The organism is Mycobacterium sp. (assembly GCF_050701675.1).
In the GTDB taxonomy this organism is placed as follows: domain Bacteria; phylum Actinomycetota; class Actinomycetes; order Mycobacteriales; family Mycobacteriaceae; genus Mycobacterium.
Window position 1 is genome coordinate 1 of record NZ_JBOGDD010000585.1, and the last position, 12,403, is coordinate 12,403.

The window sequence follows — 12,403 nt, forward strand, 5'->3', positions numbered from 1 at the left end:
CTACCGGGGCGACAACTACTACAGCACCGGTGCGAGCGCGGGCGAATTCACCGATCCGGACACTTCACGCGGCGACAGCGAATTTCCCCGATTCAGGTTCTCCGACGTGTCCAACACGGTGGTGGCGCAGGTGCGTGACGACGCAATGGGCCGGTATGACATCGATCCGGTGGACCGCCGCAAAGCTGACATCGTCATCGCCGCGTGGGGCAGCGAAGGTGGCGACCGCAAAGACGAGATCGTCATCGAGGTGAACTACCACGATGCCCACGGCGGCAGCGCGGTCTACTCGCTGGCCGGCGAGTACCTCGGTGAAGGCGAGTAGCGCGCCAAAGGCAAATCAGGACCATCACCCGGCGTAGCTCGTTCGCACGGGTCAGGCCAACTGGTCGGCGATCGTCGACTCGGCGAGTTGGGACAGACCCTCGCGGATGTGGCGGGCCCACATCGACCCGATGCCGTCCACGGACTGCAGATCGTTGGCGCTCGCGGCGAGCACTCCCTGCAGTGAGCCGAACGACCGGACCAGTAGATCGACGTGCGCGAACTGCAACCGCGGAATTCCCGCCATCGCACGGTAACCCCGTGAGCTCATCGCCGAATCCTGGGCCTCGAGCGTCGACGGGTAGCCGAAGACCCTCGCCAGCGCGGTGAAGTCGAGGAGCTCGTTGTCACTGAGGGTGTCGAGCTCGTCCAACGTCGCGGTCACCTGCGCGGTCGATGGCGGATCGGGGTTGGCGTGGTAGTCGCGTGCGATCAACTCGCGGGCCGTGTCGTTGTCGCCGACCAGTTCCTCGAGCTGGAGTTTGAGCTGGCGCCCGTTGGTGCCGAGTTCGACGACGTCCGCGTCGATTTCGAGGCTGATGCGACGCACCATCTCCAGCCGCTGTGCGACGGTCATGACGTCCCGTAGCGTCACGAAGTCCTCGATCTCGGCCGTCGACAGCTGCCGGTTGACCTCGTCGAGGCGCGCCTTGTAGCGCTCCAACGTGGCGATGGTCTGGTTGGCACGCGACAGGATGGTCGCGGAATCGGGTACGACGTGCCGCTCGCCTGCGACGTACACGGTGACGATGCTCATCGAATGGCTCACCGACACCACCGGATAACCGGTCTGCACCGCGGTGCGCTCGGCAGACCTGTGGCGAGTGCCCGATTCCTCGGTGGGGATCGACGGGTCGGGTACGAGCTGGACGTTGGCACGCAGGATGCGGGTTCCGTCACTGGACAGCACCACGGCGCCGTCCATCTTGGACAGTTCGCGCAGTCTGGTCGGCGCGTAGGCGACGTCAAGGGCGAACCCGCCGTCGCAGATGGCCTCGACCGTGTCGTCGTAGCCGAGCACGATCAGGGCGCCGGTGCGGCCACGCAGAATGCGCTCAAGCCCGTCGCGAAGGGCTGTTCCCGGTGCCAGCTGTCCCAGGGTCTCCCGGAGCGTCGGGCGAGCGAGTTGTACGACGTTGCCGCGCCCGGTTCTGGCAGCCTTCACGGCCATCACCCCTTCTTGGTCCGGCCGCCATTGTCCCTTACATCTTCAGCGATGGTCCTGAGCACCCGCAATGCCCCCGCGATGTTGTCTGCGGGCATCACGCTGAGACCGGCGGGCACGTCCTTCACGCCTGGCGGCACGACGGCGCAGGTGAAGCCCAATCGGGCCGCCTCGGCGAGGCGGCGGTCCATGCCGGTCACCCTGCGAAGGTCGCCTGCCAAACCGACCTCGCCGATCGCCACCACGGTGGTGGGCATCGCGATGTCGGCGTAGGCCGACGCGATGGCCAGCGCGACCGCGAGATCCGACGACGGATCCGTGAGTCGCATGCCGCCGACCGTCGACAGGTAGATGTCGTTCTGCCCGACGGCGAGGTGGGCGCGCTTCTCGAGAACCGCGGTGATCATCGCCGCCCTGGCCGAGTCGATGCCGCTGACCGCCCGTCGTGGATTGCCTGCGGCCGCCGAGCCGATGAGTGCCTGCACCTCGCCGATGAGTGGCCGCTTGCCGTCGAGGGTCACCGTCACGGCGGTGCCGGAGACGGGTTGTGGCCGCTGGTCCAGGAACAGACCCGATGGATCGGAGACGCATTCGATTCCGTTGTCGTGCAACAGGAAACAGCCGACCTCGTCGGCGGCGCCGAAACGGTTCTTCACACCGCGCACCATCCGGAGGGCTGAGGAGCGGTCACCCTCGAAGTGCAGGACGACGTCGACGAGGTGCTCGAGGGATCGTGGCCCGGCGATCGCGCCGTCCTTGGTCACGTGCCCGACGAGGATGATCGCGACGCCGGTGGTCTTCGCGGCCATCGTCAACGCCGTGGTGACCGCGCGCACCTGGGTGACGCCACCGGTTACGCCGTCGGCTTCCGTGGTCGACATGGTCTGCACCGAGTCGACGATGATGAGCGACGGGCGCACCTGTTCGATGTGGCCGAGCGCGGTCTGCAGATCGGACTCGGCTGCGAGGAACACCTCGTCGTGACTGCAGCCGGTGCGCTCCGCGCGCATCCGGATCTGACCCGCGGACTCCTCACCGGAGAGGTACAGGGCGCGGCGGCCGGATTGCGCCCAACGGTGCGCGACCTCGAGCAGCAGCGTCGACTTGCCGACTCCGGGATCGCCGGCCAGAAGTGTCACGGAGCCGGGGACGAGGCCACCGCCGAGCACCCGGTCGAGCTCACTGACGCCGGTGTGGAAGTGGCGCGTCGAGTCGGGGTCGATCGAGCTGATGGGAACCGCTGGCGACGAGGGCGCGATGGCCCTGCTCAGGGGCGAGCCAGAAGCCGAACCCGCTACCGGTGTCAGGACCGCGACCTCGTCCACCGTGCCCCAGCTGCCGCAATCCGGGCACCGTCCGACCCACTTCGCGGTGACGTGGTGGCACTCCGAGCAGCGGTGCTGCGAACGCACCTTCGAACCAGCCTTCGTCACGTGCTGACGGTATCCGTCAGCACCGACAGAAGCATGACGACAGGGGGCTTAGTGCCCAGCCGTGTCGGCTTCGGCCGCGGCCTCGCGACGGGGGGCCTCGCCCGCGGAGATCGGCACGACGACCTCTTTCTGGCCGGACCGCTCGAACGTGAACGTGAACGGGTAGTTGAGTCCGTTGCTGATCGGCTGCGTCAGTTGGACGGTGGCCTCGGCGGTGTCGGCGCCTTCGGTGGCGTCGAGCGCACTGGGCGTGCCGTCCGGCGTCCCGACGATCAGGGTTCCGCCTGCGGGCACCCGGAGGTCACCGGTGAGGTTGACCGTGCCGATGTCGGACGTGACGGACACCAGCCGGTCGGGCTTCTCCACCGACTCGTTCACGGCGACGAAGAGCAGTTCGGCGGCACCGCCCGGCCGCACGTAGTCACCGGTCTGGGGAGCACGCACGTGCAGATTGCGCAGCGCGATGCCGGTGGTGGTGTCGCCGACCCATGCCAAGGTGCCGTTGACGGCCGGCTGTTGAGTGGCGGTCTGGGCGATCTGGCCCGCGCTGCAGCCGGAAAGGGCGATGACGGCGGACAGACCGCAAGCGGCCAGTGCGACTGCGGAAGTCCGCGATTCGAAGAGCGTCACTCGAGCCTCCTGCTGGGCGACGGAACGACCGTGACAGGCGTTCCGTGTGTCGACTATGCAGAGTAGTAGGTAGCGCAGGGACGCGGAAGCCGAGGGCGGCCGAGCGGCCCGTCATCGCTTCGATCCTCGGCAGGCCCGTTCCGTGGGAGGGGTCCGCGCGAGGTCGCGGGGGCCACCGGCAGGCGCCCGAAATGTTTGTCGGATCAACTGATCGGGGTTTGCCGAAATGCGTACGCGTTGCACGGATTCGCCACCCTGTCAACCCCCACTCTTCACCTACTGTGCCCCTGACCTGCACCGTTGCTCAACGTGTGTCCAACTCGCGTGCTAACATTGGGTTGTGAAAGGGGCTCGAATCTGATGATTTTCAAGGTCGGAGACACCGTTGTCTATCCACATCACGGTGCTGCGTTGATCGAGGCGATCGAAACCCGAACCATCAAGGGCGAGGCCAAGGAGTATCTCGTCCTGAAGGTCGCTCAGGGCGATCTCACAGTCCGAGTTCCCGCAGACAACGCCGAGTATGTCGGCGTTCGCGACGTGGTGGGCCAGGAGGGTCTCGACAAGGTCTTCCAGGTTCTGCGCGCCCCGCATACCGAGGAGCCGACCAACTGGTCGCGTCGCTACAAGGCGAACCTCGAGAAGCTGGCCTCCGGTGACGTGAACAAGGTGGCCGAGGTCGTCCGCGACCTCTGGCGTCGTGACCAGGAGCGCGGGCTGTCCGCCGGCGAGAAGCGCATGCTGGCCAAGGCGCGGCAGATTCTCGTTGGCGAGCTCGCGTTGGCCGAGAACACCAACGAGGAGAAGGCCATGATCATCCTCGACGAGGTTCTGGCCGCCGCTTCCTGATATTTCAGGCGCTCTAGACATGGTGCCGAGGATCGGTCTTGGCACCGACGTACATCCCATCGAGGCGGGGCGGCCATGTTGGCTGCTGTGTCTGTTCTTCGACGACGCCGACGGTTGTGCGGGGCATTCCGACGGCGACGTCGCCGCGCACGCCCTGTGTGACGCTTTGCTCAGTGCGGCGGGTCTCGGCGATCTCGGCAGCGTGTTCGGTACCGGGCGTGACGAATGGCGGGGCGTCAGCGGTGCGGACATGTTGCGTCATGTGCACGGCCTGCTGTCCGCGGAGGGCTTCCGAGTGGGCAATGCAGCCGTTCAGGTCATCGGCAACAGGCCCAAGGTCGGTCCTCGTCGCGTCGAGGCGCAACGACTGCTCTCCGAACTGTTGAGCGCGCCGGTGTCGGTGTCGGCGACCACTACCGACGGCCTCGGGCTGACCGGTCGAGGAGAAGGCCTGGCGGCGATTGCGACGGCCCTGGTGGTCACTGACGAGCGCTCGCGCGGGGAGCAGACGAGCGGTGTTGACGATTGAGGCCTAACGGGCCGGTAAGCTGGCACGTTGTGACCGAACACGCCGGGCTGCGACTGCACGACACGATGACGGGTGTCGTGCGTGACTTCATCCCGCTCCGCGACGGACACGCGTCGATCTACCTCTGTGGCGCCACCGTTCAAGGCCTTCCACACATCGGGCACGTCCGCAGTGGAGTGGCCTTCGACGTCCTGCGTCGTTGGCTGACGGCGAAGGGTTTCGACGTCGCCTTCATCCGCAACGTCACCGACATCGACGACAAGATCCTCAACAAGGCCGCCGACGCGGGTCGGCCGTGGTGGGAGTGGGCAGCCACGTTCGAGCGGGCGTTCACCGCGGCGTACGACGCGCTCGGCGTCCTTCCCCCGTCGGCCGAACCGCGCGCCACCGGTCACGTCACCCAGATGGTCGAGCTCATCGAACGCCTACTCGCGGCGGGACACGCCTACACCGGCGGCGGCGACGTCTACTTCGACGTCCTGAGTTATCCCGACTACGGCCGGCTGTCCGGGCACCGGATCGACGACGTACACCAGGGTGAGGGCGTCGCGACCGGCAAGCGCGACCCACGCGACTTCACCCTATGGAAGGGCGCCAAGCCCGGCGAGCCGTCGTGGCCAACGCCGTGGGGTCCCGGCAGGCCCGGCTGGCACACCGAATGCGTCGCGATGTGCGAGACGTACCTGGGCCAGGCGTTCGACATCCACGCGGGCGGCATGGACCTCGTCTTCCCCCACCACGAGAACGAGATCGCCCAGGCGCGGGCGGCAGGCGACGAGTTCGCCAGGTACTGGCTGCACAACGGCTGGGTCACCATGGGTGGCGAGAAGATGAGCAAGTCGCTGGGTAACGTTCTCGCGATTCCCGCCGTGCTGCAACGTGTTCGGGCCGCGGAGCTCCGCTACTACCTCGGCAGTGCGCACTACCGCTCGATGCTGGAGTTCTCCGAGACCGCGCTGCAGGATGCGGTCAAGGCCTACTCCGGAGTCGAGGACTTCCTGCACCGCGTCCGCAACCGGGTGGGCACCGTGGTGCCGGGTGAGTGGACCGAGAAGTTCGCCGCCGCCCTCGACGACGACCTCGCGGTACCGACGGCGCTGGCCGAGGTTCATGCCGCGCGCGCGGAGGGCAACCGTGCGCTCGACTCGGGCGACCACGACACCGCGATGCTGCATGCGCGCTCGATCCGGGCCATGATGGGCATACTCGGCTGCGATCCGCTGGACGAGAGGTGGGAGTCGCGCGACGAGACGTCGGCGGCACTCGCGGCAATCGACGAACTGGTGCAGTGGGCTCTGGCCGGTCGTCAGGAAGCCCGTGAACAACGAAACTGGGCCCAGGCAGACGAGATTCGCGATCGACTGAAGGCGGCGGGCATCGACGTCACCGACACCGCCGACGGACCGCAATGGGAGCTCCTCGACGGAGACGCCAAGTCGGCGAGAACCGACAGAGGAGTTTAGAGATGGCAGGCAATTCGCAGCGCCGCGGCGCAGTGCGCAAGGACGGCACCAAGAAGGGACCCACGGTGGGGTCCGGTGGCGTGCGCCGCCGCGGACTCGAGGGCAGGGGCGCCACCCCGCCTGCGAGCGCGCGGCCGCACCACCCGGCCGGCAAGCGGGCCGCGACCGCGGCGCGCAAACAGCAGGGTCGTCACAAGAAGACCGACGAGACCGAAATCGTGCTCGGCCGCAACCCGGTGCTGGAGTGCCTGCGCGCCGGGGTGCCTGCCACCGCGCTCTTCGTCGTGCTCGGAACCGAGTCAGACGAGCGTCTGACCGAGTCCGTGACGCGGGCTGCCGACGCGGGCATCGCCATCATGGAGGTGCAGAAGCACGACCTCGACCGGCTCAGCGCGAACGGCCTGCACCAGGGCGTCGCGCTTCAGGTGCCGCCGTACGAGTACGCGCACCCCGACGATCTGCTGCGCGCGGCGACCGCGGATGCGACGCCTGCTCTGCTGGTGGCGTTGGACAACATCTCCGACCCACGCAATCTCGGTGCGATCGTCCGATCGGTTTCGGCGTTCGGCGGCCACGGCGTGCTGATCCCGCAGCGAAGGTCGGCGTCGGTGACGGCAGTTGCCTGGCGCACCAGCGCGGGCGCCGCGGCCCGGCTGCGGGTGGGGCGCGCCACCAACCTGACCAGGACGCTGCAGAGCTGGAAGGCCGAGGGCCTGCAAGTGGTGGGTCTCGATGCGGGCGGCGACACCCAACTAGACGAGCTCGACTGCAGTGGCCCGATGGTCGTGGTCGTCGGCTCTGAGGGCAAGGGTCTGTCTCGGCTGGTGCGCGAGAACTGCGACGCGATCGTGTCGATTCCGATGGCCGGACCGACGGAGTCGCTCAATGCATCGGTCGCGGCAGGCGTCGTGCTGGCCGAGATCGCCCGCCAGAGGCGCTAGGCCGGTCAGACCCCGAACAGCTGGATTCCGGCCCACAGACCCAGCACGGACACGACCAATGTCAGCGGGACGGTGGCCAGGCCGACGCGGCTGAACTCCAGGAAGCCCGCGGGCACGCGTTCGCGTTGAACGACTGAACGCCACAACAGGTTCGACAACGATCCCGGGTAGGTCAGGTTGGGCCCGACGTTCACGCCGATCAACACCGCCAGCACCGCAGCTGGCCCCATCACGGTGACCAGGGGTAGCAGTACCAGCACCGCGGGCAGATTGTTGACGACGTTGGACAGCAGCGCCGCGGCGACCGCGATGCCCAGCAGCGCGGGCAACGTGGTCCCGCTCGGCAGCACGTGGCGCATCGCGTCGTCGAGCCCATGCTGCATCACCGCGGTCACCACCACGCCTAGGCACAGCACGAAGGCGAGGAACGGCACGTTGGCGGACACCGCGATCCCGGTCAGCGTGGTGCGCCGACGGAGGAGTCCGCGCACCCCGAGAACCACCGCGCCCGCCAGAGCCGCCCACGCGGGGGACACCCCGAAGAACGACGTCGCCGCGAATCCGGCCAGCGTGAGCCCCAGCACGACGAGCACGAAGACGGGCATCTCCGCAGGGGGCGGGGTAGCTCGGACCGCAGGCGTCTCGGCGAGCTCGCGTCGGAAGAACCAGCGCAACAGCAGGTACTCCGCCGCGATCGCGAGGATCCATGGCATGGCCATGACCGCGCTGAAGTGAGCGAAGGTGAGCCCGGCCGCGCCGAAGGCGAGCAGGTTGGTCAGGTTGGACACCGGGAGTAGCAGCGACGCGCTGTTGGCCAGATGGGCAGTGGCATAGGCGTGCGGCCGCGACGAAATGCCAAGCGTCCGCGCGGTTGCCAGCACGACGGGGGTCAACAGCACGACGGTGGCGTCCAGACTCAGTACGGCGGTGGTCGTCGCGGCGATGACGAAGACGGTACCCATCAGCCGCTTCGGCTCGCCGTTGCTTCGACGGGCCATGGCCACCCCGGCGGCGTGGAACAGCCCCTCGTCGTCACACAGCTTCGCCAGCACCAGGACGGCGGCGAGGAACCCGACGACGGGCAGCAGTTCCCGGACCTCGCCGAGGGCGTCGTCGACCGACACCGCGCCGACTGCGATCAACAACCCGGCCGCGGGCACCGCGGCGACGGCCTCCGGCCAACCCCGTGGCCGGAACATGGCGAAGGCCAGGACGACGGCCAGCGCCACCAACGCCAGCGTCAGATCCACGGGTCAGCGCGCTGCCAGAGAGTCGGAAGGTGAAGGGGCACGGCGTCTTCGCGTGCTAGGCGGGTCAGCGCCCGCATCGACGCGTCGAGATCGTCACCCGCATACGGCAGGGCGCGCAGCGGCTCGTGAAGCGGACGGAAGAAGTCGTCCCAGTGGATGAGCACGACGCGGCGCGCACCGACCGCGCGCACCGTCTCGGTCCAGTAGTCGGCGACGTAGCGCTCCGACTGCAGGCCCAATTGCCCGACGCCGAGGTAGACGACGTCGGCCCGCTGTCCGTTCAGCGCGCCTGCGACGAACCCCGCACTCCCCACGACGAGAAGCCGCCGGTCAGTCGGCCGGTGGTGAATCAGCGTCGACCACGATTCACCGCACCGGTACGCCGCCGCCCTGACCGGCGGCACGATCGGCGAGGTGATGACGCCGGGAAAGCGATCCGGCGGGCAGTGGTCGCCGACAACCAGGGTTACGTCATAGGCTCCCAACGACACTGGGTCGCCCGGCGTGACGACGACGAGCCGGTCCTCGGGCAGTCCCGCACCGCGGCCGAGGTGCGCTGCCGAGGTGCCGCCCACCAGCATGGCCCCCGTGCGTCCGGCGACGGTCGCGGAGTCCATCGCATGGTCGAAGTGGGTGTGTACGGGCAGGACGGCCTCGAGGCGTTCGACGCCGAGTCGGGTCAGGCAGCCGTCGATGCGTGGGAGCGACGGGCTGAGCTTGCGCGTGCCGATCGTCAACAGCCCAGGGCGGGAGAAGAACCCGTCCGTCATTAGCGCCGACTCGCCGTCGTCGATCAGCAACGTGGTGACACCAGCCCACGCGACGGTCAGTGGGGGTTGCGAAGTCGGGGCCGGTTGGTCGAAGAAGTCGACGTAGTCACCCAGGTCGGGCCGCCCGAGCTTCAACCTCATCAGGTGAATGCCCTCAACACGACGCCATCGGCGGTCAGGCGGTCGCGGACAGCACTGGCGATCTGCACCGCGCCGAGTGAATCTCCATGTACGCAAACGGATTCCACGGTGATGGGGATCACCGATCCGTCCGCCGCGTCGACTCTGCCGTGGCCGACCATCGCCGCCACCCGGTCCGCGATGTGGTCGACGTCGTGCAGCACTGCGCCGGGCTCGCGACGCGACACCAGTTGCCCGTCGGGCCGGTAGGCGCGGTCGGCGAACGCTTCCGGCACGGTACGCAGGCCGAGTTCGGTTGCCGCCGCGAAGAACTCCGAGCCAGCCAGTCCCAGCACCGGCAGGCCGGGGTCGACGGCATGTACGGCCGCCGCGACGGCGTCGGCCTGACCTCGGTCGGTCACGATCGTGTTGTACAGCGCGCCATGGGGTTTGACGTAGCCGACACTCGAACCCGCGGCGGCGGCGAGGGCCTGCAGTGCGCCAATCTGATACATCACGTCCGCGGTGAGGTCCTCGGCGTTCATGTCGATGTAGCGGCGGCCGAAGCCCGCCAAATCGCGGTAGCTCACCTGCGCGCCGATGCGGACCCCGCGATCCGCCGCGGCCCGACAGGTGCGCGCCAGCCCGGCAGGGTCTCCCGCGTGAAAACCGCACGCGACGTTCGCACTGGTGACGACGTCGAGCATGGCGTCGTCGTCACCGAGTCGCCACACCCCGAAACCCTCGCCGAGGTCGGCGTTGAGGTCGATGGTCACCGAGGACACGACGGCAAGCCTACGACTGGGGGATCGGCACGGGTGACGCCGACCAGCCGTTCTCCGAGACGAATTCCGACAGTGGGCGCCCAAGTGTCCACCGATCGATCTCAAGGGCGGGCCGGTCGGGGAAATCGGGAACCGGGCCGAGGCACAGGATCGCCACCGATTCTGCGTCGTCGGGCATGCCCAACAGGGCGCCGAGACGATCGGGATCGAATATCGACACCCACCCCATTCCGAGGCCCTCCGCCCGCGCGGCCAGCCACAGATTCTGGATGGCGCAGGACACCGAGGCGAGGTCCATCTGCGGGAGGGTGCGGCGGCCGAAGACGTGACGAGCGCGATCGTCGCCGAGTGCGACCACGAAGAGTTCGGCGCACTCGAGGACGCCCTCGACCTTGAGGCCGAGGAACTCGTCGGCGCGTGGTCCCAGTGCGGCCGCGGTGTGCAGGCGTTCCTCGGCGACCAAGCCGTGGATCTGCCTCCGCAGCACGTGGTCGGTGATGCGGATGAAGCGCCATGGCTGCATCAGCCCGACGCTGGGCGCGGCGTGTGCTGCCTGCAGCAATCGGGTCAGGACGTCTTCTGGCACCACCGCGCCCGGCACGAACCTGCGCATGTCACGGCGCTCCGAAATGGCCCGGTACACGGCTCGCCGTTCGTCAGCGCTGAACGCGTGCTCATCCACGCGGGCCAGCGTACGTTCGTGGCATGCGTGCCGAGGTGCTGGTCACCCCAACCGAACTCGAGGGGCTCGTCGCCAAGGGTGTGGCCGTGACGATCCTGGACGTCCGTTGGCAGCTGACGCAGCTGGACGGCCGGACGGCGTATGAGGCGGGCCACGTTCCCGGCGCGGTCTACGCGTCCCTCGAGGACGACCTGACCGACCACGCCGTGGCTGGAAGGGGCAGGCACCCGCTGCCGTCCGGGTCCGCCATCGAGGCCGCAGCGCGGCGGTGGGGGATCGACCAGGAGACCACGGTCGTGGCCTACGACGACTGGAATCGTGCGGGCTCGGCACGCGCCTGGTGGGTGCTGAAGGCGGCGGGTCTGTCCGACGTGCGGATCCTCGACGGCGGTCTGGCCGCCTGGACCGCATCGGGAGGCGCGTTGGAGACCGGCTCGGTCACTCCCGAACCCGGCGGTGTCGTCGTCGCCCACGACGACCTCTACGCGGGCGGGATGCCGACCGTGGACGCCGACGGCGCAGCGGCACTCGGTGCCGGGCTGATCGATGCCAGGGCGCCGGAACGGTTCCGCGGCGACGTCGAACCCGTCGATCCGGTGGCGGGCCACATCCCCGGCGCAACGAACGTGCCAAGCACGTCGCTCCTGGACGCTGCGGGCGCGTTCCGCACGGACGACGATCTCGCGTCGACCCTTGGCGGCGCCGACGGCGCGTACTGCGGGTCGGGTGTCACCGCGTCGGTGGCGGTGGCCGCCTTGGCCGTGCTCGGGGTGGACGCAGCGCTGTTCCCCGGTTCGTGGTCGCAATGGTGTGCCGAACCCGCTCGTCAGGTGGCCACGGGCGGCTGACGTGCCGCCCTCGGGTAGGACGCGAGGGTCACCGGGCGCAGAACTATAGGGAAATCCCCGATTCGCCGGGGGCGGCTCGCGGGCGATCATCATTGCGGACGACCTCAGAAGGGGCAACGGCGAGGGGCACGCGCGGTGGGCGAGTCGAAGCGCATCGCACGTGCGGGGGGACTTGCAGTGGCCTTGGGCATCTGGTCGGCAGCGATGGCTCATCCCGGCCTCGCGGTTGCCGACCCGACGCCCGAACCGTCTTCTGACGCGTCCACCGTCGAGAGCCCGGCCCAGGGGGGACCGGACTCGAAGACGGACACCGGGATGGTGTCGTCTGAGGGGTCGACACCATCTTCGGGGGAGGGGTCCGCCGAGCACGGGTCGGGGTCCGACGAGAAGTCGGACCCCGTCTCGGCGGGATCCACCGAGAGGTCGAACGAGCCGAGTCCCGGCGTCATCGTGCGCAGCTCTGGCGGTGCGCTGACGTCCGGTGAAGACGCCAAGAGCACCACCGATCCGAAGCCCGAGCCCAAGGACTCCGGAGCGCAGCAGTCGACGACGACGTCGATCCCGCCCACCACGGAGCAGACGGTGGCCGCAACGAAGCCCGCGACGGCGACGTC

Annotated in this window: 14 protein-coding genes; 7 read left to right on the forward strand and 7 right to left on the reverse strand. The window is 68.6% G+C overall.

From position 1 onward, the window contains the following. Positions 1 to 325, forward strand: a 325-nt coding sequence (locus ACRDUX_RS17805; RefSeq protein WP_526415343.1) for a hypothetical protein, incomplete at its 5' end; no start/stop codon positions are given. A gap of 51 nt (positions 326 to 376) precedes the next feature. On the opposite strand, the gene disA is transcribed toward ACRDUX_RS17805, so the two are convergent. Genes disA through ACRDUX_RS17820 form a run of 3 tightly spaced genes read right to left on the reverse strand, consistent with a single transcriptional unit; the run spans position 377 to position 3,552 of the window. Further along, on the reverse strand, positions 377 to 1,495 hold the full coding sequence (gene disA / locus ACRDUX_RS17810) for a DNA integrity scanning diadenylate cyclase DisA (protein ID WP_526415344.1): 1,119 nt from the start codon (positions 1,493 to 1,495) through the stop codon (positions 377 to 379). Then, positions 1,495 to 2,922: a DNA repair protein RadA gene (gene radA, locus ACRDUX_RS17815; RefSeq protein ID WP_526415345.1), complete on the reverse strand. Its 1,428-nt coding sequence runs from the start codon at positions 2,920 to 2,922 to the stop codon at positions 1,495 to 1,497. The genes disA and radA overlap by 1 nt, the downstream gene beginning before the upstream one ends. Before the next feature lie 48 nt (positions 2,923 to 2,970). Then, positions 2,971 to 3,552 carry a copper chaperone PCu(A)C domain-containing protein gene (locus ACRDUX_RS17820; protein WP_526415346.1) on the reverse strand — a complete coding sequence of 194 codons (582 nt, stop codon included), beginning with the start codon at positions 3,550 to 3,552 and terminating at the stop codon, positions 2,971 to 2,973. 360 nt (positions 3,553 to 3,912) lie between these two features. Between ACRDUX_RS17820 and carD the strand changes: the two genes are divergently transcribed. Genes carD through rlmB form a run of 4 tightly spaced genes read left to right on the forward strand, consistent with a single transcriptional unit; the run spans position 3,913 to position 7,334 of the window. Continuing rightward, positions 3,913 to 4,401 (forward strand): RNA polymerase-binding transcription factor CarD, encoded by a 489-nt coding sequence (gene carD / locus ACRDUX_RS17825; RefSeq protein ID WP_526379166.1) that lies wholly within the window; start codon positions 3,913 to 3,915, stop codon positions 4,399 to 4,401. A gap of 19 nt (positions 4,402 to 4,420) precedes the next feature. After that, positions 4,421 to 4,930 (forward strand): 2-C-methyl-D-erythritol 2,4-cyclodiphosphate synthase, encoded by a 510-nt coding sequence (gene ispF, locus ACRDUX_RS17830; protein WP_526415347.1) that lies wholly within the window; start codon positions 4,421 to 4,423, stop codon positions 4,928 to 4,930. Between the two features lie 29 nt (positions 4,931 to 4,959). Next, positions 4,960 to 6,393 (forward strand): cysteine--tRNA ligase, encoded by a 1,434-nt coding sequence (gene cysS, locus ACRDUX_RS17835; RefSeq protein WP_526415348.1) that lies wholly within the window; start codon positions 4,960 to 4,962, stop codon positions 6,391 to 6,393. Positions 6,394 to 6,395: 2 nt separating this feature from the next. After that, a complete protein-coding gene (gene rlmB, locus ACRDUX_RS17840; protein WP_526415349.1) occupies positions 6,396 to 7,334 on the forward strand; it encodes a 23S rRNA (guanosine(2251)-2'-O)-methyltransferase RlmB in 939 nt (312 codons plus the stop codon). A gap of 5 nt (positions 7,335 to 7,339) precedes the next feature. Here the strand turns inward: rlmB and ACRDUX_RS17845 are convergent, their stop codons facing one another. From ACRDUX_RS17845 to bluB, 4 genes are read right to left on the reverse strand one after another with little or no spacing between them, the layout of a single operon-like run. Further along, positions 7,340 to 8,578, reverse strand: coding sequence for an SLC13 family permease (locus tag ACRDUX_RS17845; protein WP_526415354.1), 1,239 nt, complete (start codon positions 8,576 to 8,578; stop codon positions 7,340 to 7,342). Further along, positions 8,575 to 9,495 carry an MBL fold metallo-hydrolase gene (locus ACRDUX_RS17850; RefSeq protein ID WP_526415350.1) on the reverse strand — a complete coding sequence of 307 codons (921 nt, stop codon included), beginning with the start codon at positions 9,493 to 9,495 and terminating at the stop codon, positions 8,575 to 8,577. The genes ACRDUX_RS17845 and ACRDUX_RS17850 overlap by 4 nt, the downstream gene beginning before the upstream one ends. Continuing rightward, positions 9,495 to 10,250 carry a LamB/YcsF family protein gene (locus ACRDUX_RS17855; protein WP_526415355.1) on the reverse strand — a complete coding sequence of 252 codons (756 nt, stop codon included), beginning with the start codon at positions 10,248 to 10,250 and terminating at the stop codon, positions 9,495 to 9,497. Before ACRDUX_RS17855 ends, ACRDUX_RS17850 begins: the two co-directional genes overlap by 1 nt. A 19-nt stretch (positions 10,251 to 10,269) precedes the next feature. After that, complete coding sequence (gene bluB / locus ACRDUX_RS17860) at positions 10,270 to 10,941, reverse strand: 5,6-dimethylbenzimidazole synthase (RefSeq protein WP_526415351.1); 672 nt, start codon at positions 10,939 to 10,941, stop codon at positions 10,270 to 10,272. A 23-nt stretch (positions 10,942 to 10,964) separates the two neighbouring features. Between bluB and ACRDUX_RS17865 the strand changes: the two genes are divergently transcribed. Together ACRDUX_RS17865 and ACRDUX_RS17870 are read left to right on the forward strand one after the other, a co-directional pair. Next, on the forward strand, positions 10,965 to 11,789 hold the full coding sequence (locus ACRDUX_RS17865) for a sulfurtransferase (RefSeq protein ID WP_526415352.1): 825 nt from the start codon (positions 10,965 to 10,967) through the stop codon (positions 11,787 to 11,789). A gap of 177 nt (positions 11,790 to 11,966) precedes the next feature. Continuing rightward, positions 11,967 to 12,403, forward strand: a 437-nt coding sequence (locus tag ACRDUX_RS17870; RefSeq protein ID WP_526415353.1) for a hypothetical protein, incomplete at its 3' end; no start/stop codon positions are given.

Excerpts from the sequence above, each read along its gene's own strand:
- ispF (WP_526415347.1), top strand. The coding sequence starts at position 4,421 with ATGGTGCCGAGGATCGGTCTTGGCACCGACGTACATCCCATCGAGGCG.
- rlmB (WP_526415349.1), top strand. The coding sequence starts at position 6,396 with ATGGCAGGCAATTCGCAGCGCCGCGGCGCAGTGCGCAAGGACGGCACC.
- ACRDUX_RS17865 (WP_526415352.1), top strand. The coding sequence starts at position 10,965 with ATGCGTGCCGAGGTGCTGGTCACCCCAACCGAACTCGAGGGGCTCGTC.
- carD (WP_526379166.1), top strand. The coding sequence starts at position 3,913 with ATGATTTTCAAGGTCGGAGACACCGTTGTCTATCCACATCACGGTGCT.
- disA (WP_526415344.1), bottom strand. The coding sequence starts at position 1,495 with ATGGCCGTGAAGGCTGCCAGAACCGGGCGCGGCAACGTCGTACAACTC.
- ACRDUX_RS17850 (WP_526415350.1), bottom strand. The coding sequence starts at position 9,495 with ATGAGGTTGAAGCTCGGGCGGCCCGACCTGGGTGACTACGTCGACTTC.